Here is a 25397-nt window from a genome sequence, read left to right on the forward strand (position 1 = left end):
CCCACCCCCACCACGCCCCCCACCCCGTTCTGGAGCACCCAGCGCATCATCGGCACTGCCGTCGGCGTCGCCGGCCTCGCCACCCTCGGCGTCGGCTCCTACTTCGGCGCCAGCGCCATGGGCAGCCAGAGCGAGAGCAACGACGGCCACTGCGACGACGCGAACCGCTGCGATCCCACTGGCCGGCAGCTCCGCGAAGATGCCAGCGGCGCCGGCGACGTCTCGACCGTCCTCTTCATCGTCGGCGGCGCCGTCCTCGCAGGCGGCGTCGTCCTCTTCGCCACGGCCCCCAGCCCGACGAAGACATCGGACGAGAAGAGCGCGCAGGGCGGGCCGCGCACCCAGGTCTCCCTCGGCCTCGGCTCCATCCAGGCCCGCGTCACCTTCTAGGAGAGCACCGGTGACACCCTCGAAGCCCCCCGCCGCCCTCGCCCCTGCCGCCCTCGCCGCCCTCGCCGCTCTCGCCACCGTGAGCGCCCTCGGCTGCACCGACATCCTCGGCATCGAACCTGGCCTCGCCCTCTGTGACGCGACCTGGGCCCACTGGGTCCCTGGCTCCGCGCAGGACTACGAGACCACCCAGGACACCGCCCTCGACCCGCTGACCCACCTGCGCTGGACCCGCTCCCCGCAGGCCGCGATGACCCACGCCGACGCCAGCGCCGCCTGCGAGGCGCTCAGCTTCGACGACGAGGGCAGCTACCGCCTGCCCACCCGCATCGAGCTGCTCTCCTTGCTCGACTACAAACTTGTGGTCCCCATCGACACCGACACCTTCCTCGTCGACGGCAGCCTCCCCTTCTGGACCTCGTCCTTCCCCGTCGGCAAGACCCTCCAGCTCGGGCCCGACGAGTTCCTGGATACGTACGTGCTCACCGTCGAGACCAGCACCGGCAACGTCAGCTCCGTCGATCACAACAAGCCCGAGAACCTCTTCCAGAGCCTCTGCGTGCGCCTCGATGGCCTCGAGGTCCCCAGCACCACCGCCGCGGCCTGTCCCGACCGCTACACCGCCGAGGAGGGAGACACCGTCTACCTCGATCGCGAGACCGGCCTCCGCTGGGAGCGCACCTTCGGCACCAACGCCGAGGTCCCCACGCTCGCCGAAGCCGAGGCGCGCTGCGCCGCCCTCCCCCTCGCCGGTGGCGGCTGGCGCCTCCCCACCATCGCCGAGCTGCAGACCATCGTCGACGAGTCCACGAAGAGCACCAGCGCCTACGACCCGCGCTTCGACGGCTCCAACGACTACTACTGGACCTCCACCACGGACGCTGCCAACCCCTTGCAAACCTGGGTGGTCAGCTTCTTCAACGGCGAGGTCCACTCCTTCCCCACCGACGGCACCGGCCTCAACGGCGCTCCCGCTGCCCCGAAGAGCGTCCGCTGCGTCCGCTGACCCTCTCCACCCGCGCCCCCCGCTCCCGCCCCGCGCTCGTCGACGTCCCCTCCGCTCCCTCCACCCCAGCTCCCCGCCCCCGTGCGCGCGCTCAAGCTGCTCCACAGCCGACACCATGACACCCGCGCCCGCGTGCGCGCCGAGATCGCCGCCCTCCTCACCCCCGACCCCACCGCCTCCGGCCTCACCGCTGCCGACCTCACCGCCGCCGCCTGCTGCGCCCATGCCGCCATCGACGCCGAGGGACAGCGTGCCCTCGCCTCCTCCACCGGTCCCGTCCCCGCCTGCGCCGCTGGCTGCTCCCACTGCTGCCACGTCCACGCCGACGCCACCGTCCCCGAGCTGCTCGCCATCGCCGAGCACCTCCGCAGCACCTGGTCCCCCCCGGCCCTCGCCGACCTCCGCGCCCGCCTCGCTGCCCATGTCGCCCGCGTCGCCCCCCTCGACGACGACGCCCGCTGGACCGCCCGCATCCCCTGCGCCCTCCTCGACGACGCCGGCCGCTGCACCATCCACGAGGTCCGCCCCCTCCGCTGCCGCGCCTTCCACTCCGCATCGGCCACGCCTTGCCGCGACGCCTTCGCCGGCGATCCCGACGCCGAGCCTCTCCTGAACCCCGCCCTCGACCGCGCCCACGACGCCGTCGAAGACGGCTACGACCAGGCCCTCGCCGAGGCCGGCCTCCCCCCCGAAGGCCACCACCTCGAAGCCGGCCTCCTCCTCGCCCTCGACACCCCCGACGCCGGCGCCCGCTGGCTCTCCGGCGACGCCGTCTTCACGCCCGCCCGCCGGTAGTGCGGCGCTCAAGCAGCGCCTCGTAGACGAGTCCCCGCTCGTGCAGCGCGGGCGTCTCGGGCTTGACGAACACCGCCACCTTGTCGCCCCCGAGGGCGGGCTCCCGCGCCCCCTCGTCGAGGACGATCGCCGACACGAGAACCTCGCCCACCCACGCCCGGACGCGCTCGCGCAGGTCGGGCTGCCCGCCGCACTCACGCTGCAGCTCGAGGAGATCGATGCCCACCTGCGCTTGCGCGCCGCTCACCCACACCACCGCGCCTTCCCGGCGAGCACCGAGCGGCTGCGTCGCCGGGGCGCCTGCGCGCAGCGCCTCGAAGGTCTCCAGCACCAAGGCGGCGAGGTCGTCGAGCGTCTCCACGGCCACGCCTATAGCCCGTCGCCCCGTGCAGTGTCAGGGCGCACCGCCGCCCCGCACGGGCGAAGCGCGGGGCAGCGCAACGTGGTCCAGGGCGCACCGCCGCCCCGCACGGGCGAAGCGCGGGGCAGCGCAACGTGGTCCAAGGCGAGCCGCGATACGTGGTGTAAGAACCGCGGCACACGACGGAGATCACCCCGATGCCCCTGCACCTTCGACGTTCGCTGAAGCCGAGCATCCTCGGAGCCCTCGCCTCGCTGCTCATCGCCTGTGGCGGGAGCACGGCGCCGAGCGACACGCCTGCCGACCAAGGGATGGCCCCCGCCCCCGAGGGCGCGTCCGCCCCGCCGACGGCCGCCGAGCCCGCGGCAGCCCAGGCCTCGGAGCCCGTCTTCGAGGCGGAGATGATCGGCCCGCTCACCAAGGAAGTCCCGCTCCAGATCGTCTCGGTCTTCTCCTACGAGGCCGGTGAGCAGCTCATCAGCCCGGCCACCGAGGTGGCGGCCTTCGTCGCGGAGGCGCGCACCAAGCAGGGCTACGGGAAGGAGCCGCTCAAGACCTTGCTCGTCGAGCCGACGCCGGCATCCATCAAGGCCTCTCGCTTGCTCGTCATCGCCTGGGGCCCCCGCGCGGAGTTCTCCCTCGAACGCGTCAAGGAAGTGGGCCGCGCAGCCATGCGCGAGACGCTGAAGGCGGGCGTCGTGGAGATGGCGTACGCCCCCATCGCCCGCGATCAAGGCGTGACCACGCTGCCTGCCGAGGACGTCGCCAAGGCCTTCGTCGAGGGCGCCCTCTCCGAGTTCCTCGCCGCCCAGCGCGCCGATCGCGCCGATCCGAAGAAGCCCCTCGCCCTCAAGCACGTCACCTACGAAGCGGGCCCGGCCTTCATCGACGCGGTGAAGAAGGCCATCCCGCTCGGCGTGGCCGCGGCACACGGGAAGTAGGCGCCTCGCGCGCGCGGGCTGCATACGCTCCTGGCGTCACGCCCAGGACCTTCCGGAACCACCGGTTCAGGTGGCTCTGATCGTAGAAACCGCACGCCTGAGCGACCTCCGCGGCCCGCACCCCTTGGCCGAGCAGGTCGCGCGCGCGACCCACGCGCAGGTGCATCAGGTACTCGTACGGCGTGACCCCGAAGGCCCGCTTGAACGAGTGCACCACATAGGCGCGGCTCAGCGAGACCTCCCGGGCAATCTCGTCGAGCGTCAGCGCCTCGCCCACCCGCGCGTGCAGGAGCGCGCGGATCCGCTCCGCGCTCGATGGCCCCCTGGCCTGCGAGGGTCCAGGCGTGGGTCCCGCCATGGACGCGGCCTCCACGGCGCCTGGAGATCCATCCCCAACGCAGACCTCTGCCCGGGAGTACGGACGCGCCATCGCCATCCCCCTCAGAACTTGTAGGTTGCCCAGGTCGCGCCGTAGACGATGTCCTCGCCTGGCGCGCTGGTGTCGAAGAACGCGCCGGTGTCGAACACCGCGAGCGTCCCTGTGAACGAGAGGTGACGATCAGCCTGCCAGGAGACGAACCCCTGGACCTGCGTCCCCACGTAGCGCGCCTGGCGGGGCGTCCCCGGGCGCAGCAGCGCGCCTGGCACGTTGTAGATGCCGTCCTCCAGGCTCTGACGCCAGAACGCCCACACCTCCCCGGAGACCGAGAGATCGGCCGGCAGCGCCAGCGCCAGCGCCACGTGGGGCGAGACGTTGTTTTCCGGGCCGTTCGCCGACACCAGCCCGAAGTAAGCCCCCCGCGGGAACAGCGGGTTGAACGTACCGAGCGACGTGCTCCTCGGCCCGCGGTCCCCGCTCGTCACCCCGAACCCCCAGGTCATCGCCGGCTTCAGCGGCAGCTCCGCGCCCCGCAGCACGGCCTCCATCGCCAGCGTCCAGGCCGAGATGGGCGTCCCCCCGATCGCTCCGAGCTGGTACGCGCCCTCGACCTCGACCTCGGCGACCGTGAGCTTGGCGCGGGCGCGCGCGCCGAAGGTGTGCCGCTCCTCGTCCCCGCTGATCCGCTGGTACCTGAACGGCGTCCGGTGAACGCCCAGGTAGTAGGTGTCGACCACGAGCTGGTCGAGCGCCAGCGTCCCATAGACCCCCCACAGGGCCTGGCTCGTGCTGGTCGCGTCGTCGAACACGCCAGGCTTCGTGAGCTGCGGCCGCACCGCAAACGCATCGACGCGCACCGGTCCAGGACGCGCGATGATCCGGACCCCGTCGTGCCCGAACCTCACGTTCGGCCCCTCGCGTACGTCGACGAACCGCCCGCTGCCGTAGCTCATCTCCTGCCGCCCGATGCGCGCCAGGAGCTTCGGCTCCGCGTCCGGCGAGGCCCCCGGGATGGCGACGGCATCCACGTACGCCTGGTTGATGTCGAGGAGATCCTCGTCGGGCGGCCTGGGCCCCCCTTTCCTCCCCACCTCGATGCCGCTCTTGAGCTGCACGAACGCGCGCGCGTACGGCGTGAGGTGCGCGTCCGCGTGGAGCATGTACCGCTGCAGCCAGGACACGCTCACGGCCTCCCCGGTCTGGCCCCACTGCTCGTGGTGATACCCCTCGACCCACTGCCGGACCTCCCCGCCGAACGTGAGGAACACCCCCTCCCGCCGGGACAGGGGCACGTACTTCAGCGGGTCCCATAGATCCCCGGTCGCCTGCGCCTCCCGCAGCCAGGCCCAGCTCTCGTCGTCGCGCAGCGGCTTGTACTTCCGGCGCGACACGGTGACCGAGGCCTGCCCATTGCCCGACGTCCCGCTGCCCGACGCCCCGCTGCCGGATGCCGTGCCGCTCGCTGCCGCGCTGCCGGGCTCGGTGAGGCTCGCCTGGGTGCTGCTCGACTGCGCGCGGGCGGCGCTCACCAGCGACCCCAGACTCAGGCTCACCAGAAGCGCTGACGCGATCTTGGAGCACCGCGAGACAGCGCGAACGTCGGTTCCGAACAGCACAGATGTCTCCTTGCGGCGCGCACCTTGCGCGGCCGCCGATCACGGCGGGAACGCGGGCAGATCTCCGGCGATGGAGCACCCCCAGGTGCCCTCGCGCGCGGCTCGGGAGCGCCGATCCCTCCGCCGCGCAGTGGCCCCACCGGGCTCACTCCGCGGCCGTGATCAGCAACTCCGAGAAGCATCATGCGGCCGCGCGCGCACCTCGTGAACGGGCAATCCGGCGATGATGGTCATCCGCTCACGAGATGGCCCCCGGAGGTCACCGCCCCGTGTGCCGCGCGACCACCCGCACCATTCCGCCCGGCCCTGCCTCCTGCTGCACCGCGAACCCGCGCGCCGCGAGCGCCTCCACTACCCACGCTGGCGCGAGGCGCAGCTTCGGGTAGCTGCTGACGCGGAGCTGCCACGCCACGCCCCGCCGCTCGTGCAGCACATCGTGCACCGTCACCGTCGCCTCCCCGTACTCCAGAACGCAGGTGAGGATCCGGTCCTCATCACCGCGCACCGGAATGAACCGCTTCTCCCCCTGGAGCGGCGCCGTCACGTAATCGCGGAACGTCGCCACGAACACCCCTCCCTCCCCGAGGCACGCCCTCACGTCCTCGAAGAGCCCCTCGACGGCCCCCACGTCCGGCAGGTGGGTCAGCGTGTCGCCCAGGCACACGATGAGGTCCACCTTTCCCTCCCCGTGCCCCTCTCCTACCCCATGTCCCTCTCTCTCCTGCGCTAGCAGCCCCCGGAAACCTTGCAAAGCTGACCGTGGACTTCCGTGATCGGAAGCGCCTCTCAGCATGCGCCACGCGGAACCGCAGCTTGAAGCTCTTCATCGACTCGCTCTGAGCGCCCCCCAAGGAGCCTTCTCTCCCTGCCTCCTCTCGGCTCCGAGCGCGCCCCACCTCACCCCTGTCTCTTCCTTTTCACCCCCCGCCGCCCCGCCCCTTCCCTTCCTTCCGCCGCAGCACCTCCACCACCAGGTAGCCCCACGCCGGCTCCACCGTGCCCCCGCCGCGCGAGAAATCCTGCGCCAGCGCCCACGCCTCCTCCAGCGACGCCACCAGGCAGAACCGGTTCACCTCCACCGTCGTCGCGACGCCGTTGCACGACAGCGGCGAGCACTCGAAGAACCCCCCGTCTCCGAAGCCCACCGCGTCGAACCCCAGCACCTCGTAATCCGACAGCTCCGCCTCCGGGGGTGGCGCGAGCCGCTCGGCCCATGGCGCGAACGGGTGCTCTTCTCCCTCCTGGAACACCACCGGGGCAGCGCGAAACGCGAACATCGTGTACGTGCCCTCGGTCCCGGGCGGCACCATGGCCATCGCCTCTTCTTCCGTGTCGTAGAGCCCGGCCTCGTTGTGCTCCCAGCGCTCGATCCGGTCGGGAGGGCCCCGCGACACGCACTCGCTCGCGCTCCCGATCTCCTCCACCCGAGGGCACGCGAGCCACGACGTGCGCGCCGCCATGAGCTTCGGCAGAAACCCCAGGAACATCGAGGTCGTGCACTCGGGAGACATGGGTGGACGCTCTGCAGCATAGGGCTCCCGGGCCCGCATGGAAACAGGAGCCGAACCCCGGGCGCCGCGCCGCGACCCCGTCACGGGCCCGCCACCCCCTCGCCTCTCCATCACGCCTCCATCACATCCCCGAGGTGCCGCCGCAGGGAGCGCGACCGGGTGTTCCGCCGGCCCGGATGAGGTACAGCCCTCCTGTCGCAGTCACGCCGGAGCGCGACCGATCGCGACGAGCGCGACGACCGCGACGAGCGCAATGACCCGAGGAGAGGACACCCCCATGATCACCGTTCACGGCAGCACGCCCCTGTTTGGCCTCCCCGTGGGCAGCCCATATGTCACCAAGACCGAGGTCCAGCTCCGGATGATGGGCTTGCCCTTCACCACCCGGAACGCCATGCCCACGGACTCTCCAAAGGGCCAGATCCCCTTCGTCGACGACGACGGCACCCGCATCGCCGACTCCCACTTCATCCGCGTCCACGTCGAGGAGAAGCACGGCAAGGACCTCGACCAGGGCCTCGATGCCCGGCAGCGCGCCGAGGCCTGGGCCATCGAGCGCATGATCGAGGGCCCGCTCTCCGCCGCCATGGTCTACTCCCGCTGGCTCATCCCCGCGAACTTCGAGAAGGCCTTCGCCCTCCTCGCCCCGGGCATCCCCGAGGAGGCGCGCCCGCAGGTCCGGGCGACGATGCAGGACGGCGTGCGCAAGTCCCTGCACGGCACCGGCATCACCCGGCACACCGACGAGGAGATCCTCGCGCTCTCGCGCCGCTCCCTGGAGGCCCTCTCCGTGGTGCTCGGCGACAAGCCCTACCTCTTCGGCGACCACCCGGTGGGCGTCGACGCCTCGGCCTTCGGCATGCTCGCCGCCATCCTCGCCCCCTTCTTCGACTCACCCCTGCGCCGCTGTGCCGAGAGCTTCCCCAACCTGGTCGCCTACACCGCCCGGATGATGCGGCAGTTCTACCCGGAGCACCCCTGGGAGACGCCCTCCTGAGCCACCCTGGCAGGCGCGCCACAAGCCTGACATGGAGCTGTCAGTCCGGGTGCAGTAGACCCCTCCTGGTCAGGTCCAGCACGGACTCCCAGGAGACAGCGCACCGATGATCATCCTTCACGGCAGCATGCCCATGTTCGGCGTTCCGGAGTACAGCCCCTTCGTCACCAAGACCGAGGTCCAGCTCAAGATGATGGGCGTGCCCTACCAGAAGGTCACGGCGATGCCCGACGACTCGCCCAAGGGCCAGGTCCCCTTCATCGACGACGACGGCACCCGCATCGCCGACTCCTACTTCATCCGCGAGCACCTGGAGAAGAAGTACGGCAAGGACCTCGACGCGGGCCTCGGCAAGCGGGAGCGCGCCGAGGCGTGGGCCATCGAGCGCATGCTGGAGAACCACTTCTGCGGCGCGGTGGCCCACGCGCGCTGGCTCATCGACGAGAACTACCGGAAGGGCCCTGCCCACTTCCTCGACGGCGTCCCCGAGGAGGCCCGCGAGGAGGCCATCGAGGGGCTGCAGAACGAGGTGCGCCAGGGCCTCCGCGCCATCGGCATCGCCCGCCACACCGACGAGGAGGTCGTCGCGCTCGGGGCCCGCTCCCTCGACGCCCTCGAGGTGCTGCTCGGCGACAAGCCCTACCTCTTCGGGGACAAGCCCGTCGGCGTCGACGCCATCGCCTTCGCCTTGCTCTCCGGCATCCTCAGCCCGTTCTTCGACTCGCCCCTGCGCCGGTGTACCGAGGGCTACCCCACCCTCGTCGCCTACGCCGCCCGGATGATGCGGCAGTTCTACCCCGAGTTCCCCTGGGAGGCGCCGCGCTGAAGCGCTGAAGGCGGGAAGGTCGCTGACCTGCCCGCCGCCCGCCGCCCGTCGCCCGCCGCGTTCATCCGCGCAGCGTCCGCACCAGGAAGTACGCTCCCGCCACCATCCACGACAGCCCGAACGCCAGCGAGGGCAGGATGAGCACCTTGTGCAGCACGTCCTGCCAGCGGGGCAGCGCGGAGCGGCCCCCGCGCAGCAGCGCGAGGAGCGCCTGACCGCCGTTCAGCATCGGCAGCGGCAGCAGGTTCAGGGCCGCGATCTTGGCCGCGAGGACGCCCACCACCGCGACGAAGCCCTGGGTCATGGCGAGCGCGAACGCCGCGTCGAGCAGCCGCTGCGCCGTGGATAGCGGCCCCAGCGCGCCCGCGGCGGCCTGCGCGAACCCGCGCGCCACGGAGCCCAGACCCTCGGCGGGCCGCAGCGCCACCGCCAGCGCGATCAGCGCGAGAGACCCCGCGAGCATGACCAGGAGCTGCACCGCGAGCGGCCGGTGATCGAGCGCCCCCGCGGGATCCGGCGGCGCCGCGGTGTCGGACGCCTTCCCCGCCTCGTCGCGGACGGTCTTGAACAGGACCGACCCTCCGAGCGGCAGCGCCCTCACCCGGACCGGCCCCCGCGCCAGCACCACCGGCCCCACGCCGTAGGAGACCTCCCGCACCACCACCCCGAGCAGGTGGCCCGCGATGGCCATCACCGAGATGTGGACGACCACCAGCAACACGCTCGCCAGACCGAGGACGACGAAGGGCACCCCGGCCTGTTAGCCGTTCCATCGCGACGCTTGAAGGCCCCCAGCCCTCCACCACCTCGCCGATGTTGCCCTCGGACCCTCCGCCACCTCGCCGATGTTGCCCTCGGACCCTCCGCCACCTCGCCGATGTTGCCCTCGGACCCTCCGCCACCTTGCCGACGACGGCCTCGGACCAGTTTCCACCTCGCCGATGTTGCCCTCGGACCCTCCGCCCGCTTTTCCGGGAGTGGACGCGGTGAGCTGGCACACGGGAGTTGCGGGGCGCAGCACGCAACCCCTGGGGTGCGATGCCTCCTGGCCCGCCGCCGATCAGCACCCGAGCGCTTGCAGCCAGGCGTCGGAGGCGACGAGGACGTGCTCGCCTTCGCCCTCTGGGCGCTCGAAGCCATCGAGGTAGCGGGTGAGCAGCGCCTCGGTGATGGGGAACGCCGCGTTGGCGTCGAAGCGCTGGCTTCGCACCCGCAGCCGCGCGCGCAGGGTGTCGGGGTCGACCTGGAGGACCAGGAGCACCCAGCGGCACCCGTGCGCCTCGATCAGGGCCTTGGTCGCCTCGCGGTCGGCGCGCTGCCAGAAGCTGTAGTCGAGCACCACCGGGGCGCGCGCGGTGAGCAGCGCGACGAGGCGCGCGTGCAGGCGGGCATCGGCGGCCTCCTGAAGCGCCGGGTAGGCCGCGGGGTCGTAGTCGATGCCGTAGCGGCCGAAGCGCTCCCAGATCTCCTCGTCCTTCGAGAGGCGGGTGTACCCGCGGGCTTCGAGGCGGGTGGCGAGGGTGGTCTTCCCGGAGCCCGCGACCCCGCACAGCATGCAGACCGTGCCCGGCTCGGGGTGGCGGAGCAGGGTCGCCACGACGTCGTCGCTCACGGGCACGGGCCAGCGCTCCTTTGTTGTTCATCCCTGACGCGGAGCGCAAGGCCGCAGGGGGCCTCGCCGGGCATCGTTCAAGGGCGCGAGGCCCTGAGCCGGAGCGCGAGGCGGCGGTGGGCCTCGCCGGGCGTCATTTGCAGCGGGGGCCGGTCCAGGTGATGGCGCACTGGTTGGAGGTGCACTCGCGGCCGTAGACGCAGGCGGCGCCAGCGGCCTTCTTGGGCTGGCACAGGCCGGTGTTGGTGCCCCAGCCGCAGTACTTGCCGGAGCCGCACTGGGCGTCGGTGGTGCACAGGCAGGTGCCGCTCAGGTTGGTGCAGGGAGACGACGAGCAGTCGCCGGTCACGCACTCGGCGTCGAAGCGGCAGGTCTCGCCGAGGGCCTTCGACGAGGGGGCGTAGGCCTTGCCGCACTGCACGGGGTAGGTGGCCTCGCGCGTCTCGCGGGGGACGTAGGCGGCGATGCCGCTCGTGTCGACGTCGTTGGCAGCGTCGGCCATGCCGGAGCGGAGGCCCGCGGCGCGCTCCCACATGCGGATGAAGGTCTCGGCGGAGTTGCGCAGGGAGGCGGTGGGGGCGCCGAGGTGATCGAGGTCGTCGAGGAGGTCGGGCAGGAGGCCGATGTGGGCGAGGCCCTTCTTGTCGAACTCGGTGTTGAGCGGGGCGGGGCCGGAGACCTCCTGGGCGCGGGCCTGGGCGTCGGCCTCGGCCTGGAAGGTGGCGGAGCAGGCGCCGTCCTCGCCGAAGCGGGGACGCACCTGCTGGATGAAGCCGTTCATGTCGGCGCCGAAGGCCATGGGGACCTTGAGGCCGATGCGACCGAGCTCGTAAGCCTGGGCGAAGGAGCGGCTGGAGCCCTGGCAGGTGTTGGCGACGCTGGTGCGGGTGTACGTGCGCGTCTCCTCGTGGGCGGTGCGCAGGCCGAACATGCCGCCGGTGCGGCGGAGCATCTGCACCACCCAGGCCGGGGTGGTCTTCTCGTGGGCGGCGTGCTTCGGGGCCATGATCTCGCGGAAGTGCCCGTGCGAGAGGTAGAGCGGGTAGTAGGCGTTCTGCTGGGCGATGACGTAGGCGTCCTGGATGCCGCGCTCGGAGAGGTGGGCGAGGTCGACGAGCATGCCCTTGGTCATCATCGCCTGGACGAGCGCCTTGCCCTCGGCAGTGAGGCCCTTGACGTTGCGGCAGCTCGCGTCGACGTCGAAGCCGAGGGTCACGGTGTCGGTGGTGATGCCGCAGTCGGTGTCGACGTGGCAGTTCTGGGTGAACTGGGCGATCTGGAAGATGGGGTTGTGGAGCGCGGCGCCGCCGAAGCGGTTGTCGAGCTGGTGCACGGGCTGCAAGGTGCGCACGCCCAGGTTGTGGAAGCGGTTCAGCTCGGAGACGGCGTCGCGGGTGCCGAAGAGGTTGCTGACCTCGATGGAGAGCACGATCGCGAGCTTGCCAGCCTGGATGATCTGGCGCGCGTGCGCGGGCGAGAGCGCGACCTCGACCCAGGAGGAGCGCTGGGCGACGAAGTTGTGGACCATCTGGATCTGCAGCTCGGCGTCGACCATCTCGTCGCAGGCGCGGGTGCGGTTCTGCTCGGGCAGGAGGCTGCAGAGGAAGGCATTGCTGACCGCGGAGACGACGACGAGGTTCATGCCGCGGTCGTGGGCGCTGCGCATCCAGCCCTCCCACGACTGCTGGTGCGCCAGGGTGTCCCAGCGCGGCCAGTCGGTGATGGCGTGGGTGCGGCCGAGGTGGAGGCCGGTGTCGCCCTCGGTGCCATCGGTCTGGCCGATGACCTCGGAAGCAGCGGCGCCGCCGACCCAGAACATCTGGTTGAGGAGGGGGACGCCGCTGAGATCGACGCTGGCGTTGTCGGGGCAGAGGTCGAGGAGGTTGCCGAGGTCCTGCTTGACGCGGGCGTGGTCGCTGGGAGGCATGCCGCCGTCGCAATCGGTGAGCGAGCCGGTGTGGCTGCCGTGGAACCAGCCGCCGCCGAAGGCCTCCTCGGCCATCATGTGGTGGTGCAGCTCGGCGAAGCCGGTGACCGCGGTGCCGGCGGCGAGATCGGCCTCGCCCACGGCTTCGGAATCGGGCTCGCGCTCGTCCAGCCCTTCCTCGGCGGCGTCGGGCGGGGCGTCGGGATCGACACCGCATCCGAGGGGAGACATCGCAAAGGCGAGGAGGAGAGAGGCAATGGAGAGGGAACGGAGCATGGTCACCCGGGTGGCATGGGAGAGGGCGGCGCGCCTGGTGGTGCACACGCGCGGCGCAGAGGCGCGTCACGCGCCGGAGGCGAGGACGGGCGACGGCACGCGACGCGGCGCGGAGGTGGGTCGACGTAACATGCAGCATTGTGAAAGTCAGCAAGTGACGGGCTGATGTGCGCGGCTTCCGCGCTCACGACGCCATTGCATGGGTGGCGGAATCGGACGCGTGGATCCCCGGGTCTGGAAATGCCGGGACAGGTCTAGCTGCAATCGTGACGGCGTCGCAATGGCGCCTTTCCGATCGCGCTTCCCATGCAGCCCGAGGACTCCATACCGCCTGGAGGGATCTCTGCGCCGCATCGCCGAGAGGCATCACCCTCATGGCGTGGCGATTCCGGTTTTCTTCAGCAGCGCCAGAAACCACTCTCCGCGGGGGTCTCTCCTGGGTAAGGAGGCTACCGTTGCCATGTGCAGGACGACGGGATTCCCGGCAGCTCTCCAGACGCGCGGCTTGGTCGGACTCCTCTGCGAGGACGTGCGGTCTCGGCGCCGCAGGAGGAGATCTCTGCACCGCACCAAGGAGAGGCTTGGAGGCCGCATCGTCAACCAGGCGCTGGTCCCACCCACAGCGCACCTCACTGACAGCGCACCTCACGGGACCTCCCGCCGTCGCCGCCAACGGCTCCGCCCACCCCTGGTACATGCGGCCGGGGACAGTGTGCGCTTCCCGAGGCGACGGGGGCGCGTGCCCCTGCCGTGTGAATGAGGGCCATCCATCCCTGCCCTTCTCTCCAGAAGGCTGGTTCCACGGCCCGTGGGCAGGCACGGCCGGCGGTGGGAGGCATCCGGGAGCGGGGTACGCTTGGCAGGGTTGTCGGGCGGCGAGGGACCGCGCTGCCGGCGTGCATGGCGGCCCCGTGGGCCTTCGCGATGAGCGGGGCGCTCGTCGAGGCGCCGGAGGCGCTCGTTCAGGCGGCGGTGCCGTGGCGGGCGTCGAGGGGATCGAGGCAGTAGGCGGGGGCGTGGCGGCGGCGCCAGAAGGGGGCGTCGAGGAAGCGGCGCTCCAGGGCGTAGTGCTGGCGCTGGAGGTCGAGGTAGGCGCCGTAGGCGTTCTGGAGGAGGGAGAGGTACGTGGTCACGGCGTCGTCGCGGCCGGCGAGGACGTCGGCGAGGGCGTGGCCGGCGTAGTAGCCGGAGCCCATGGCGGAGCCGATGCCGTGCGAGGAGAGCGGGTCGTAGGCGGCGGCGGCGTCGCCGAGGGCGAGCCAGCCGTCGCCCGCGACACGGGTGAGGCGCGAGGTGTCGGCGGAGAGGGGCTGGGGAGGCGCGGCGAGGCGGTCGCCCTGGGCCGAGACGCGGCGGCGGGTCTCCGGGGCGTCGTGGAGGGCACGCAGGAAGGCGGCAGGGTCGCCGGTGGCGAGGTCGCGGGGGAGGAGGTCGGCGTCGGTCATGAAGGCTACGGCGAGGGTGCCGTCGGCGAGGAGGGCCGAGTACCACCAGCCGGCCGGGGTGGCCTCGACGAGGGTGAAGGTGTCGGCCGCGTGCTCGGGGCGGGCCGCGAGAGGCGCTGCAGCAGGTGCGGCGACCGGCGCTGCGGTGGGCGCTGCGACGCGCGCGGTGATGCGCCCGGTGACGCGCCTGGTGACGCGTGCGGTGACGCCGACGAGGCGGTCGTAGCGGACGCGCTGGGCGCCGAGGCGACGGGCGACGCTGGAGGCGCGGCCGGTGGCGTCGGCGAGGACGTCGGCGGCGAGCGTGGTGCGGGCGCCCTCCGGGGAGGTCACCTCGAGGTGCCAGCCGTCGCCGTCGCGGGCCACGCGGTCGAGGCGGTGGCCGGCGCGAAAATCAACGCCGGCGGCCCGGGCGCGCTCGATGAGGCGGGCCTCGAAGGCGCGGCGGTCGAGGTGCCAGCCGTCGCCGCGGAGGCCGGAGAAGAAGGGGCGCTCGCCGGGGCGCGGGGAGCCCCAGACGAAGCGGTGGCCGTGGGCGCGGAGGTGGCCGTCCTGGGCGAGGAGGTCCTCCAGGCCGAGGTGGCGGAGCAGGGGGGTGAGGCTGGGAGGGAGGCACTCACCAGGCCTGGACGAAGGCTCGGGGCGGGCCTCCAGGACGGTGGTGCGGACGCCGCGCCGGGAGAGGACGAGGGCAGCCACCGCGCCTGCGGGGCCGCCTCCCACGACGACGGCGCGGCGTTCCGTGAGCATCAGATCGACCCGCGGTCGCGCTGGCGGCGCAGGGGGTGGCCGATGACGTCCTCGGGCTCCACGGAGGCGGAGGGGTGGACGGCGGGGAGGAGCTCCATGAGCTCGGGCGCAGTGGAGGGAGTGGGCGGGGCGCCGGGCGCGGTGGGGTTGGTGATGCGCGTCCAGCTCTCGGCGATGACCACCTGGTTCCAGGTGGGGTCGTTGACCACGAACGACGGGTCACGGCCAGTCTCGACCCAGAAGCGGGCCGGGACGCCAAGGGCCTCGTGATCGGCAGGCGCGGGCTGCTCCGTGACGATGCCCATCTTGTCCCACGCGGTGACCATGCGCTGGCGGCGCTCCTGGCTCGTGCCGTCGATGTCGCGGAGCCAGAACTGGCGGTACGAGAGGTGCTTCACCCGCTGGAAAGTGGGCTGGTTCTGGTCGAGGAGGCGGGCGTAGGCGTGCTCGCTGAGGACGGTGTTGGGGACGCGCGCGGCCCAGAACGAGGGCAAGGAGAGGTAGGTGGAGAGGTCGTAGCCGGCGAGGCAGCTTGCTTCGTCGGTCTGCCAGGGGACGCCCTGCCAGCGGGTGAGCGTGCCGGGGCCGCTGCCGGAGAGCGGGCCGTCCGCGGCGAGGACCATGGCCTGGGTGAGGGCGGCGCCGTAGTCGTCGCGCGGGGGCTGGTCCTCGGGGAGGATGCGGAGGCGGTAGGGGAAGGGCGAGGCGCTGGTGGCGCTGGTGGCGCTGGTGGCGCTGGTGGCGCTGGTCGCGGGGGATCCAGGCTGCCACATCTGCGGGACGCGCATGGTCCAGGTCATCTCGATGCCAGGGTGGAAGGGGCCGCCGAGGCACTCTTCGAGGGGGGCGCGGTCGATGGTGGAGGGGCGCTGGGCGAGCGGGACGTCGTCGATGGAAGCCGGGGGGGTGGTCGGCTCGCCGGTGACGAAGTCGCCGGCCGACCACCGCGAGAGCCACTGGTACTGGGTCGCGGTCACGGTGAGGTCGGCGACGTCCTTGCCCCGGAACTCGGCGTAGCCGTCGCCGTAGAAGGGGGGCAAGGCGTCCGGCTGGGGCGCGGAGAGCGGGGCGTCGGGCTTGCGGAACCACGCGAAGAGGCGGGCGCGGAGGTCCTTGAAGGCCTCGGAGGGGTTCGAGAGCTTGGTGAGCAGGTCGCGGCTGGTGAGGTCACTCGGAGAGCCCGCGCCGAAGAGGATGAAGATGCCGTCGTTGACCCACTGGTTGTCCACGAGGCGCGAGAAGATGGGGTAGATGTGCTCCCAGAAGACGATCTGCTCCGGGCCCTTCACCCAGCCGCTGCGCACGTGGAGGTCGTGGACGACGTCCCACATGGTGACCACGGGGAAGATGCCGGGCGCGTAGTTGGGCGGGGCCACGGCGACCATCGCGGGCTCGGCCTCGACGGTGCGGCCGCCGATGGTGAGGGTGGCGCGTACGGTGCCGTCGGAGCTGTCGTCGTACCAGCCGTCGTTGTTGGCGAAGGTGGAGGGGGCGACCTCGTACACGGAGCCCGAGTTGCCGACGCCGCCGAGGAAGAGGAGCCTGCCCGCGTCGTCGGTGCGCAGCTCGCCGAGGTAGACGTTGACGGTGTTGTCGGGCGCGTCCGGGAAGCGGATGAAGCCGGAGTCGAAGCGGTACTGCCGGCCGCTCTGGAGGGCCCCGGAGATGGCGCGGACGCCGGGGTCGATGACGAGCTGCTGGCGCTGCGGGCCCTGGATGTCGGCGTTGCGGTGGGTGGTGACGAGCGCGGCGTCCTGGAGGTCGAGGGCGTTGTAGAACCTGTACCAGGCCGATTTGCGGTTCGCGACGTGGACCCGCCAGGTGATCTCGGCGTCCGCCGAGGTGATCTCCTGGACGACGTTGCCGCTCGCGTCGTAACCGAAGACGCGGAAGCGCGCCGCGCCACGCTTGATCTTGCCGTCGGGGGTCTTGAACCCGCCCTTCGGGGAGGCCGCGACGCCCGGGATGTCGGAGGCGATGTAGTAGCCCTCGTCCTGCGATTGCGGATCCTGCGGATCGCTGGAGAGGGGGGCATTGCCGAGGCGGGCGATGCCGAGGGCGGGGTGGATGGCGTAACGGACGATGTCGGACGTGCCCATGAAGGCTCCTGGTGAGGGTCAGCGGCGAGGACGACGCGGGAGGTTCTGCGCCGTCGACGTGGTGCCTTGCGATGCAGACCGCGTGCCAGCCGCGCCTCCCCCCTCGCGCCAAGAGGGCACCGCAGTCGCGGGGTGGATCGCGCCCGGCCGGCGCAAGCGCTGGCACGGCCCGTGCGATGCCCGCAGGCCGAGCGGGACGCCGGGAGCCGGGCTCCGTGAGTGCGCCCCCGCGCCCGTCCCACCAGAAGGAGCAAGACGTTCGATGGACCGACTCAAGCTGGACTCCCAGAGCAGCGACCAACCGATGAAGCACGCCTTCGTCGTGTTCGGGTCGCAGAACCTCTACCTGGCGCATTCGGCCATGTTCCTGATGCCGGAGCATGCCTACCAGGTCATCCAGGAGGTGACGCTGACGAGCGAATCCGATCATCAACGCCTGATCAGCATGCGCCAGATCGAGCCCCAGACGCTGATCCTGGCGCTCTCCCAGACGCCGGCGGTGCTCTACGATCTGCTCCGGGGCAACTTCGTGGCCGATCTGTACCGCACGGCGATTGATGACCTCAATCACTTCGGGATCGTCACCTTCGTTCCTCAGAGGCTGGTGTATTACAACCCGCTCAATCAGTTCGCGCCGAAGTATCCCGCCGCGCTGACCTACCTGCTGTTCGGGCGCGACGGGGATGTCTTCCTGTCCCACGTCATCACCCAGCGGCAGAACTTCCACCACGAGGTGACGCTCGAGGCCGCGCCCGAGGGCGTCTCCGCCGGCGATCTCGAGCGCGGCATCCAGGTGACCGTGGTCGGGCTGCAGGACGGCTTCTACCCTTCCGATCCGCTGCCCGAGCCCGCCTATCAGGTGGTGCTCCCGAACGGGACCATCAGCCGGGTGGTGATCAAGCGGCGGGATCGGTTCACCTTCACGGCGCTGAACGGCGACGGGTGACGCCGGGCCGCGTGGCCCCGGCGGGTGACGCCGGGTTGCGATGACGGCGCGTCGTTCGTCGTTGGAGAGTCTGGTCACGGCACACAACCTCCGGAGATCCTGCTCGGTGGGCTCCGAGCGACCGCGCCGAGGGAGTCTCCAGCAGGTGGAAGGTCAAGCGGTGAGGTGCGGAGGGCCGTGGGCGCCCGCTGGAGGGGGGGCTGGTGAGGGTGAGAGGTGAGGAGGAAGACTTGAGGCGGGGGTTGGGGCGGAAATTGACGCAAAGTTACTGCGGCGCGTCCAGAAGTGTCGTGCTAGGGTCGCGGCCTCGAAAGCAGGGTCGATAGCTCAGTCGGTAGAGCTGCGGGCTTTTAACCCGTAGGTCCAGGGTTCGAGTCCCTGTCGACCCACCACCTGCACACTGCTGAGGAGACCATCCGGGGCGCCCAGCGCCCTCAGGCCCGCAGCACCGTCACCGCGTGGCCCTCCTCAGTCCGGGCCTCCTCGAACCGGGTCCGCTCCTCGCTGGGCCCGGCCTCCGCCCTCCGGTCGAAGATCACCAGCACTCCCCGCTGGAGGCCGAGCTGGTCGAGGATGCGGCGCGCGTCCGACCCAGGCGCGATCCCGCTGCGCCTCGACGCCGCGCCTACTTCCTGGCTTCGTAGCTGGTGATCAGGTTCCGGTAGTTGGGGATGTAGTTGGAGAAGAGCGCGCCCAGGCCCTCGATGTCGTTGCGCCAGTCGCGGTGCAGCTCGCAGGCCACTCCGAACCAGTTCATGAGCTGCACGCCGGCGGCTGCCATGCGCGCCCAGGCGGCGTGGCGGGTGACCTCGTTGAAGGTGCCCGAGGCGTCGGTGACCACGAAGACGTCGTAGCCCGCCTCGATGGCGGAGAGCGCCGGGAAGGCCACGCAGACCTCGGTGACCACGCCGGCGATGATGAGCTGCTTGCGCCCGGTCTGCTTCACGGCGTTGACGAAGTCCTCGTTGTCCCAGGCGTTGATGTTGCCGGGGCGCGCGATGTAGGGCGCGTCGGGGAACATGGGCCGGAGCTCCGGCACCAGGGGGCCGTTGGGGCCGGCCTCGAAGCTGGTGGTGAGGATCGTCGGGAGCTTGAAGTACTGCGCGCAGGCCGCCAGGGCGAGCACGTTGTTCTTGAACTCACCGGGCGAGAAATCCTGCACCAGCGAGATCAGGCCCGACTGGTGGTCCACCAGCAGGCACGCGGCATCGTCCTTGACCAGGCGGTTGTATTTGAATCCTTGGGGCATGATGGATATCTCCTGCGCTCGATCGATCCAGGTGGCTCCAGCGACGAGCCTGGCGTGTGGCCGTCGGCCGTGGCGCAGCGACGTGGTAGCCGCGAGGGGCCGGCGCTGTCCACATTCCTGAGCGCTACGTCTCCCGTGTCTCGAAGCGGATCGTCCCCTCGGAGACGGTGATCACCTGCAGGTCGTTGTCCTTGGACCGCGTGATCGTCAGCTCGGGCTTTCCGTCCGTGTACACGTGGCGGATGGCTGTCTGGTCTTCCGCGGCTTTTCCGACGAGGATCTGGTTGCCCTGCGTGTCGGCCGGCAGCCGCGCCCCCGGGCGCCAGTCGAGGAAGGCGCAGATCCGCGCCCGGTCGTAGCTGAGCGCCAGCAGCACCCGAGCGTCCCTGTAGGCCGGGAAGTAAAAGTGGCCGATCTGCAGGTTCGGCTCGAAGGACACGATGACGGTCACGTCGCCCCAGAGCGGCACCTTCACCCTGTAGACGTCGAGCGAGGTCCCCTCTTCTTCGTACGTCTGGTACGTGCCCTGGTTCTCCTCACCGGTCTCGCTGAGGATCTTTCCCTCGACGTGGAATGGCCAGATCGGCTGCTGGAACCCCGGATGACGGAAGGCGGCGTCCGACGCGAGTTCGAGCCGGAGTTCGTGCGCGATGCGGTAGGTGTTGCTCTCCTCGCCGTGGTCCTCGGTCGCTCCTGACCTCTCGGCCTCCGCCCTGAGGTGCGTCGAGGCGACGCGGTACGTCTTCCCGTACTGGTAGACGCTCTGGCCGAAGGTCTCTTCGAGCGTGACCTTCATCGAGGGCAGGAGCGGCGTCGGCGGGAACATGCGGAAGCGGACGACGGCCTCCGGCTCGTGCGGCTGGGCGCGCGCGGTCTCGAGCGTCACCCGGTCGTCGAGGTGGCTCGCGATGGGTGAGCGGATCAAGTGGTCCGTGCGTAGCCCTTGCACCGCCCTGTCGTTGGCGATGTCCTTCTTCTTGATCGCCGCCTCCGTGGAGGCGTTGAGCACGCTCACCGCGTCCCGGCGCAAGGAAGGGAGGTGCGCTTCGATGGAGGCCACGGTGCTCAGGCGCAGATCCTTGGCCTCTCCGTCTCCGGGCTTCGCGGAGAGGATCTGGTAGCAGTCCTCGGCCGTGTCGTAGAAGAGGCCGGCGTTCTCCTTGTCGAGCACCCAGAAGAGGTAGTCGCGGAAGGAGGCTTCGCTCCCGTCGACGCCGAGCCCGAGCGAGAGCACCGGGTGCTTCGTCTCTCCAGCGCTCCACTGGTGGGCGATGGTGACCCCGTCCGGCTTGTTGGCCTCGATGAGTTCCTTCAGGCTCTTGTCGACGTAGAGCGCGGTCGGGTGATGGTGCCGGAAGAGGGCGTTGCCGCGGTCCTCGAAGCGGATCGCGTACTGCCGGTGCAGGACGGGCTGGCCGGCGACGTCGGGGAAGGCGCGCTCCGTCACCCGCCTGTCCGTGACGATCCCTTTCACGGTCATCCCTGTCGCCTCCTCCTCCGCATCACCGAAGGCCCTGGCCAGGGTCAGCGAGACCTCGACGAGGCTCTCGTCCATGTACTTCGCGAAGAGGGTGTCCTCGCTCTGCGCGGCGCTGGCCACGAAGGAGAAGGAAGCGCTGCCCTCGAAGCCCCAGGGCTCGATGTCGAGCGTGAAGCGCTTGAGATTGCCGGCCCCGACCGGGAAGGTCTCGCCGGAGATGGTGAGCGCGAGCGTGGCGGTGAGGCGGTCGATGAAGGTGTCCCCTCCCTCGGTCCCGCTCATGTCGACCCTGGCCCGCTCGGACCGTCCTTGGTCTCGGCGCGGAAGTCGAACGTCCGCGTCGCGAGATCGACCACGAGCGCCAGCCGCTCCTCCGTGCTGCGGAGCCTGAGCCTCACCTCGAGGTGGGCGCGGCCCCCGTCGTCGTCGTACCCCTCGTCCATGTCGACCAGCTCGACGCGCGGCTCGTAGAGCCGGATGTTCTCCTCGATCTCGGTCATGAGCGTCACGACCATCTCCTCCTGCGTCCGGTAACCGACGTCCGTCAGCCCGAACGAGCGCAGGAAGTACCCGGCGCCGCGCTTGGTACCGAGGACATGGCGCAGGTTGCGCACCACGTCTTCAGCCTCGCTCACCGCGGACCCGCCCACGAAGTGCTTGTACAAGAACATCCCGCCCTGCTCTCCCTCGCCTGCCCTGCGCTCTCCCGTCACCCCGCGGTAGAGGATCATCGTGTGGGGTGACGCGGCCGCGTCGCGCAGCCGCTCGTAGCCGAGATACCCCTGCGCCTCGGCGAGCGACGCCTCCACCTTCGCCCAGCTCGCGTGATAAAGCACCACCAGACGCACGAGGAGGGGGATCCGGAACGGGTCGAGCAAGGGCAAGAGCCGCGCGCTCATCCGGGCGCGGACGAGTCCTGGCCAGGGCCGTCCCTTCTCGTCGGTCTCGTCCTCGGCGATGATGTCGACGATGAACCCTGCGGCTTCCCAGGGGTAGACGCGGCCGATGATCCCCGTGCCGTCGAGCCTCGACTCACCCGTCCGGAAGGCGTGGCTCGCCGTCTCGCTCGCGAAGGCCCGCCGCGTCACCCGCACCTTGAGCTCCGGGAAATGGAGCTGCCACAGCCACTGCAGCGTGCTCACGGATCCGAGCCCCAGCATCCGGAAGAACGCGCCGAGCGCGCGCTGGTAGTCCCCGTACGGGCCCCCCGGGTCCTCGGGGTACACGGCCCGCATGTAGCCCTCGCACAAGCGGTGCTCGAAGAAGCGGATGAAGTCGTGGAAGCGCTCGGGATCCGGGCTGTCCTCGATCACCTCCAGGAAGTAGCTCGGCAGGAGGGTCCCGTCGCTGAAGAGCCCCAGGTTCAGGGTGATCACCGCGCCGCGCGCTGGCGGATCCCGGAAGCGGATGGCCTCGACGATCGTCGCCGAGGTCGCGTCCTCGCGCGCGCCCTCGAAGAGGATGTCCTCGCGCGCGTAGCCCCTGTCGTGGAGCACCTCGAGCAGCGCCCGCAGATCGAAGCGCCGCGCCTCCTCCGTGATCCTCTGCTCGAAGGTTGCCCCCGCGTGGTTGCCCGGATCCATCGCGCCCCTACCCGCGGACGAACCCCTCAAGGTCCACGAGGTAGAACTGGCGACGCGCCTTCCACGCCACCGAGTCGCGTTCTTCCAGGTGCTCCGAGAGGAGGCCGATGTGATCGCTGAGCAGCGCGCTGAAGCGGACGAAGATCTCGGGGAAGTAGAGCCGGGGGTCGAAGCCCTCGATGAGCTGCTGCACGTCGTCGGCGACGATGGCGGCCTTTCCCATCTCGCCGCGCTCGACCAGGGCCTCGAAGGCCTGCAGCTTGGCCAGGAGTTCCAGGAGCGGGTGCGAGGCCATGAACTCCACGCGCCTCTGGGGCGCGCCGCCGGCGGGCGTGGGCATGGCCGCGTCTTCGCCGGCAGACGCCAGCGCGGGTGCCGAGGGGCTCGGCCCGTCCTCCTTCGACGTCGGTGCGGGCTGCCCGCCAGCGGGCACGGCTCCCGGCGCAGGTGCCTTGGCGAGCGCCTCCGCGTGCGCGCGCAGGAAGCTCATGAGCCGCCCGAAGGCCTGCCCTGCGCTCGCGTAGGGGTCGGCCGAGAGCGCCTCGGCGACACGCTGACCGGCCTGGAGGACCCTCTCAAGAGCGCCTGGATCGAGCCCCTCCCGGAGCGCGCCCCACTCCGGCGTGCCGTGCTTCTGGTGGTACTCCAGGGCTCTGGCCATGGTGTCGAACAGCCAGGAGAGCCGCTTGTTGAAATGCTCCGCGCGCCGCCGGGCCGGGCCGAAGGCCTCGAAGTTCGGGCCGAGCGAGGTGACGATCACCTCGAACAAGAGGTCGACGCGCGCGAGCCCGCCCTCGCGAAACGCCTGGTAGAGCAGGAACGACAGCGCCCGGACGTCGTGGACCCCCTCGCGGGTGACCTCCTCGGCCAGATCCGCCGCGGCGCCGTACTGGTCGCGCTCGGCAAGAGACACCATCTCCGCGAGCCGAGGATCTCCCGCGTCGAGCCCTGGCTCGGGCAGGACGTCGATCGGCTCGAGGAACATCGCCAGCTCACGCGCCATGACTCACCTCGTGCAGGCGTCTTCGGGGGCCCTCGCTCAGCCCTGCGCCACGACCTGCCCAGGGTTCGTGATGGAAATGGATCCACCCCACGCGCAGAGGAGCTTCGCGTTCATGTCGAGCGCCGGCATCTCGCCGATGAGCACCGTCGGGACCCCGGCGACCCACGGCGCTGGCGTGACGGGCACGCAAGGCATGGGCGTGAGCACGCCGAGCGCGGCTGCCGTCGCCGCGGCCACCGCAGGGTTCGCGGGGCTCCGGCACATCGCGAAGGGCAGCACGTTCAGGAACGGCTTGTTGTCCATGATGTTGGCCATCGGCGTCGTCCCGAGCACGCGGTTGACGGGGAGGACGAGGAGCGCCGAGGGAGCCATGCCCATGGAGCACGTCAACGTTGCCCCCAGGCACGCGAGGGATGCCATGCGATGACCTCACCGGCATGTTATTCGGCAGCCTTCGGGCGGGCAAGGATGTAGCCGAGCCGCGAGAGCAGCACGAACACCTCCGAGCGCGCCTTCTCGTGCAGGGTCCCCCCGAGGTACTGCGCGCGGCACCAGGCCTCGTCCGCGACGCCTTCCACGAGGCGCGGCCGCAGCGGGAAGATCTCGATCCGATCTGGCGCGAAGGGCTTGCCCATCTCGCGCTGGACGAGGGCATCGATGGACCTCGGCGTGACGGGGAGGAGGATCTGGCCATCGGGCCCGCGCTCGTCCTCCACGAAGGCGATCACCACGATCTTCGCGTCGTTCGGGGCTCCCCCCGGGGAGACCACCACGGCTGCGTGCTGCACGCCGGGCACGCGCTCGACGGCCCGCGCGACCTCGGCCGTCGGATAGGCCTGCGCCTGCCGACCCACGTCGATCGCACCGGCGAGGACGAGCCCGTCGGGATCGCGCGCGAGGACGAGGCGCGGCATCCCGGTGAGGTCGGGCGCATCGTCGCGGAGCGGCGTGTACATCCCCGCGGCGTTCAGCGCGGCGAGCGACCCCGCCGCAAGCTCCGCGAGCAGCCATGCCTTCCCCGGGACGGGCCACACGCGCGGCACGATCGCGGGGGGCGAGGGCGGCGCGAAGAGGTGCACCCCGGCCGCCGCGGCGGAGCTGACCACCCCGAAGCCCGGGAGCTTGCGCTCCCAGAGGGCGCGGGCGAGCGTGTCCCACAGCTCCGGCTCGACCACCTCGGTGAGGCTGCGGAACCACGCGCGGGAGGACCTCGGGACGGCCGATGAACCTCGTCGGAGGACGACGTCCCGGAGGCTGCGGGAGACACCGAGCACCGTGACGCCGAGCCGATCGAGCACCCGCGGATCCGCCTCCACGTCCTCGGGCGCGACCTCGGCGTACGCCGCGCCTGCCGCGAGCGTGGCGAGGAGGAGGTGGGGCTGGAACTGCACCAGGTCGAACCCTGGAGCCGCCAGGGTGTCCGCCTCGTCCAGCCCCAGGACCACCAGCCCGTCGCGCAGGAGCGCCTCGTGCAGGGCCGCCGCGGGGACCTCGACCGGCGCCGCAGCAGCATCGCCGAACGTCGAGAGGACACGGGCGACCGGCTCGTCGGGCGCGTACCAGTGCGACGGCGGCGCGGCCGGCCCCTGCAGGGGCGCCGCGAGCGGCAGAAGGGAGAGGGAGGCCGCGCCCGGCCCGAGCAGGTGCCGGTAGCGCTCGGCAGTGACCACGTGATCGGGCGCGAGCCGCTCGACACGGTTGCGGACGAAGGTCGGTCCCATGGGCGGCACCGGGGCGATCACGGCGCCGAGGCGCAGCGCGGCGAGGAGCGCGACGACGTACTCCACCGAGAGCGGCAGGATCAGGGCGAGCGCCTGTCCAGGCTCCACCCCGGCACCCTTCCAGGCACCCGCGAGCGCGCCGGCGCGGACGTGCAGGTTGTCGAACGAGATCTCCTGGTCGCTCCCCGCCCCTGCCGCCACGAACGCCCGCCGCCGCGCACCGAGGTGCACGACGACGCAATCGTGGTAGACGTCGTACCCCTCGTCGGCCCGGCCCTTCAGCCCACCGGGCCGCCGCGCCGCGTGCGCATAGAGCGCCCGGCGAAACCGCGCTCCCGCCGCGTAGGTGGCCGGCAAGAAGCCCTGCAGGAAGGCGCCGTCCGCCTTGCCACGGCGCAGCGTCTCGACGATGGCGCGCAGATCGAGCCGCTCGGGATCCGGGACGGGCGCGCCTCGCTTCTCCATGCGATGCCTGGCCGCAGCG

General features: G+C 71.2%; 22 protein-coding genes, 1 tRNA gene and 1 pseudogene. 8 read left to right on the top strand and 16 right to left on the bottom strand.

What is annotated here, in order from left to right; translation table 11 throughout:
* The 3 genes and pseudogenes from CAP_RS52390 to CAP_RS54995 form a co-directional block, all read left to right on the top strand.
* Window positions 1-390: pseudogene (locus CAP_RS52390) on the top strand (hypothetical protein); the annotation flags it as partial.
* 10 nt (window positions 391-400) lie between these two features.
* Window positions 401-1396, top strand: coding sequence for an Lcl C-terminal domain-containing protein (locus tag CAP_RS18600; protein ID WP_044242871.1), 996 nt, complete (start codon window positions 401-403; stop codon window positions 1394-1396).
* 81 nt (window positions 1397-1477) lie between these two features.
* A complete protein-coding gene (locus tag CAP_RS54995) occupies window positions 1478-2191 on the top strand; it encodes a YkgJ family cysteine cluster protein (RefSeq protein ID WP_052375478.1) in 714 nt (237 codons plus the stop codon).
* Here CAP_RS54995 and CAP_RS18610 read toward each other — a convergent pair.
* Complete coding sequence (locus tag CAP_RS18610) at window positions 2172-2552, bottom strand: hypothetical protein (RefSeq protein ID WP_156040926.1); 381 nt, start codon at window positions 2550-2552, stop codon at window positions 2172-2174. The genes CAP_RS54995 and CAP_RS18610 overlap by 20 nt on opposite strands.
* A 197-nt stretch (window positions 2553-2749) precedes the next feature.
* Here CAP_RS18610 and CAP_RS44925 point away from each other — a divergent pair, with 197 nt between their 5' ends.
* Complete coding sequence (locus CAP_RS44925; RefSeq protein WP_052375479.1) at window positions 2750-3493, top strand: hypothetical protein; 744 nt, start codon at window positions 2750-2752, stop codon at window positions 3491-3493.
* Here the strand turns inward: CAP_RS44925 and CAP_RS48245 are convergent.
* From CAP_RS48245 to CAP_RS18630, 4 genes are all read right to left on the bottom strand, one after another.
* Window positions 3435-3851 (bottom strand): helix-turn-helix domain-containing protein, encoded by a 417-nt coding sequence (locus tag CAP_RS48245; protein ID WP_197041245.1) that lies wholly within the window; start codon window positions 3849-3851, stop codon window positions 3435-3437. The two genes, CAP_RS44925 and CAP_RS48245, sit on opposite strands and share 59 nt — an antisense overlap.
* A gap of 83 nt (window positions 3852-3934) precedes the next feature.
* Window positions 3935-5425, bottom strand: a complete 1491-nt coding sequence (locus CAP_RS18620; RefSeq protein WP_197041246.1) for an alginate export family protein — start codon at window positions 5423-5425, stop codon at window positions 3935-3937.
* 322 nt (window positions 5426-5747) lie between these two features.
* Entirely contained in the window at window positions 5748-6164 is a 417-nt protein-coding gene (locus CAP_RS18625; protein WP_052375481.1) for a class I SAM-dependent methyltransferase, read from the bottom strand.
* Window positions 6165-6405: 241 nt separating this feature from the next.
* Window positions 6406-6999, bottom strand: a complete 594-nt coding sequence (locus tag CAP_RS18630; RefSeq protein ID WP_044242873.1) for a hypothetical protein — start codon at window positions 6997-6999, stop codon at window positions 6406-6408.
* 277 nt (window positions 7000-7276) lie between these two features.
* On the opposite strand from CAP_RS18630, the gene CAP_RS18635 reads away from it, so the two are divergent.
* Together CAP_RS18635 and CAP_RS18640 are read left to right on the top strand one after the other, a co-directional pair.
* Entirely contained in the window at window positions 7277-7996 is a 720-nt protein-coding gene (locus tag CAP_RS18635; RefSeq protein ID WP_044242874.1) for a glutathione S-transferase family protein, read from the top strand.
* 106 nt (window positions 7997-8102) lie between these two features.
* The gene (locus CAP_RS18640; protein WP_044242875.1) at window positions 8103-8822 is read left to right on the top strand and encodes a glutathione S-transferase family protein; all 720 of its coding nucleotides are present in this window, start codon (window positions 8103-8105) and stop codon (window positions 8820-8822) included.
* A gap of 61 nt (window positions 8823-8883) precedes the next feature.
* Here CAP_RS18640 and CAP_RS18645 read toward each other — a convergent pair whose 3' ends face one another.
* The 5 genes from CAP_RS18645 to CAP_RS18665 all read right to left on the bottom strand — a co-directional run bounded on the left by CAP_RS18645 (window position 8884) and on the right by CAP_RS18665 (window position 16931).
* The gene (locus CAP_RS18645) at window positions 8884-9573 is read right to left on the bottom strand and encodes a site-2 protease family protein (RefSeq protein WP_044242876.1); all 690 of its coding nucleotides are present in this window, start codon (window positions 9571-9573) and stop codon (window positions 8884-8886) included.
* 309 nt (window positions 9574-9882) lie between these two features.
* Window positions 9883-10440: a P-loop nucleotide/nucleoside kinase family protein gene (locus CAP_RS18650; RefSeq protein ID WP_052375482.1), complete on the bottom strand. Its 558-nt coding sequence runs from the start codon at window positions 10438-10440 to the stop codon at window positions 9883-9885.
* 127 nt (window positions 10441-10567) lie between these two features.
* Window positions 10568-12637 carry a membrane dipeptidase gene (locus CAP_RS18655; protein ID WP_044242877.1) on the bottom strand — a complete coding sequence of 690 codons (2070 nt, stop codon included), beginning with the start codon at window positions 12635-12637 and terminating at the stop codon, window positions 10568-10570.
* Between the two features lie 962 nt (window positions 12638-13599).
* Window positions 13600-14832, bottom strand: a complete 1233-nt coding sequence (locus CAP_RS18660) for an NAD(P)/FAD-dependent oxidoreductase (RefSeq protein ID WP_044242878.1) — start codon at window positions 14830-14832, stop codon at window positions 13600-13602.
* Window positions 14832-16931: a LodA/GoxA family CTQ-dependent oxidase gene (locus tag CAP_RS18665; protein WP_052375483.1), complete on the bottom strand. Its 2100-nt coding sequence runs from the start codon at window positions 16929-16931 to the stop codon at window positions 14832-14834. Before CAP_RS18665 ends, CAP_RS18660 begins: the two co-directional genes overlap by 1 nt.
* Before the next feature lie 262 nt (window positions 16932-17193).
* Here CAP_RS18665 and CAP_RS18670 point away from each other — a divergent pair, with 262 nt between their 5' ends.
* Both CAP_RS18670 and CAP_RS18675 read left to right on the top strand, forming a co-directional pair.
* Window positions 17194-17877, top strand: a complete 684-nt coding sequence (locus CAP_RS18670) for a hypothetical protein (RefSeq protein WP_044242880.1) — start codon at window positions 17194-17196, stop codon at window positions 17875-17877.
* A 316-nt stretch (window positions 17878-18193) separates the two neighbouring features.
* Window positions 18194-18269, top strand: a tRNA-Lys gene (locus CAP_RS18675).
* A gap of 233 nt (window positions 18270-18502) precedes the next feature.
* Here CAP_RS18675 and ycaC read toward each other — a convergent pair.
* The 6 genes from ycaC to CAP_RS18705 form a co-directional block, all read right to left on the bottom strand.
* Window positions 18503-19126, bottom strand: coding sequence for an isochorismate family cysteine hydrolase YcaC (ycaC, locus tag CAP_RS18680; protein ID WP_044242882.1), 624 nt, complete (start codon window positions 19124-19126; stop codon window positions 18503-18505).
* A gap of 124 nt (window positions 19127-19250) precedes the next feature.
* Window positions 19251-20888, bottom strand: a complete 1638-nt coding sequence (locus tag CAP_RS18685) for a hypothetical protein (RefSeq protein WP_044242883.1) — start codon at window positions 20886-20888, stop codon at window positions 19251-19253.
* Window positions 20885-22189, bottom strand: coding sequence for a GPW/gp25 family protein (locus tag CAP_RS18690; RefSeq protein ID WP_044242885.1), 1305 nt, complete (start codon window positions 22187-22189; stop codon window positions 20885-20887). Before CAP_RS18690 ends, CAP_RS18685 begins: the two co-directional genes overlap by 4 nt.
* 7 nt (window positions 22190-22196) lie before the next feature.
* Window positions 22197-23192 (bottom strand): type VI secretion system protein IglI family protein, encoded by a 996-nt coding sequence (locus CAP_RS18695; RefSeq protein WP_044242887.1) that lies wholly within the window; start codon window positions 23190-23192, stop codon window positions 22197-22199.
* A 36-nt stretch (window positions 23193-23228) separates the two neighbouring features.
* Complete coding sequence (locus tag CAP_RS18700; protein ID WP_044242889.1) at window positions 23229-23612, bottom strand: DUF4280 domain-containing protein; 384 nt, start codon at window positions 23610-23612, stop codon at window positions 23229-23231.
* A 20-nt stretch (window positions 23613-23632) separates the two neighbouring features.
* Window positions 23633-25378, bottom strand: a complete 1746-nt coding sequence (locus CAP_RS18705) for an AMP-binding protein (protein ID WP_044242892.1) — start codon at window positions 25376-25378, stop codon at window positions 23633-23635.
* Window positions 25379-25397: the final 19 nt, after the last annotated feature.

Origin of the sequence: Chondromyces apiculatus DSM 436 (assembly GCF_000601485.1) — a bacterium.
Lineage (GTDB): Bacteria > Myxococcota_A > Polyangia > Polyangiales > Polyangiaceae > Chondromyces > Chondromyces apiculatus.

Coding starts and splice junctions, on each gene's coding strand:
- CAP_RS18705 (WP_044242892.1), bottom strand. CDS start 25,378: ATGGAGAAGCGAGGCGCGCCCGTCCCGGATCCCGAGCGGCTCGATCTG.
- CAP_RS48245 (WP_197041245.1), bottom strand. CDS start 3,851: ATGGCGGGACCCACGCCTGGACCCTCGCAGGCCAGGGGGCCATCGAGC.
- CAP_RS18695 (WP_044242887.1), bottom strand. CDS start 23,192: ATGGCGCGTGAGCTGGCGATGTTCCTCGAGCCGATCGACGTCCTGCCC.
- CAP_RS18670 (WP_044242880.1), top strand. CDS start 17,194: ATGGACCGACTCAAGCTGGACTCCCAGAGCAGCGACCAACCGATGAAG.
- CAP_RS18690 (WP_044242885.1), bottom strand. CDS start 22,189: ATGGATCCGGGCAACCACGCGGGGGCAACCTTCGAGCAGAGGATCACG.
- CAP_RS44925 (WP_052375479.1), top strand. CDS start 2,750: ATGCCCCTGCACCTTCGACGTTCGCTGAAGCCGAGCATCCTCGGAGCC.
- CAP_RS18660 (WP_044242878.1), bottom strand. CDS start 14,832: ATGCTCACGGAACGCCGCGCCGTCGTCGTGGGAGGCGGCCCCGCAGGC.
- CAP_RS18665 (WP_052375483.1), bottom strand. CDS start 16,931: ATGGGCACGTCCGACATCGTCCGTTACGCCATCCACCCCGCCCTCGGC.
- ycaC (WP_044242882.1), bottom strand. CDS start 19,126: ATGCCCCAAGGATTCAAATACAACCGCCTGGTCAAGGACGATGCCGCG.
- CAP_RS18640 (WP_044242875.1), top strand. CDS start 8,103: ATGATCATCCTTCACGGCAGCATGCCCATGTTCGGCGTTCCGGAGTAC.
- CAP_RS18630 (WP_044242873.1), bottom strand. CDS start 6,999: ATGTCTCCCGAGTGCACGACCTCGATGTTCCTGGGGTTTCTGCCGAAG.
- CAP_RS18635 (WP_044242874.1), top strand. CDS start 7,277: ATGATCACCGTTCACGGCAGCACGCCCCTGTTTGGCCTCCCCGTGGGC.
- CAP_RS18700 (WP_044242889.1), bottom strand. CDS start 23,612: ATGGCATCCCTCGCGTGCCTGGGGGCAACGTTGACGTGCTCCATGGGC.
- CAP_RS18685 (WP_044242883.1), bottom strand. CDS start 20,888: ATGAGCGGGACCGAGGGAGGGGACACCTTCATCGACCGCCTCACCGCC.
- CAP_RS18655 (WP_044242877.1), bottom strand. CDS start 12,637: ATGCTCCGTTCCCTCTCCATTGCCTCTCTCCTCCTCGCCTTTGCGATG.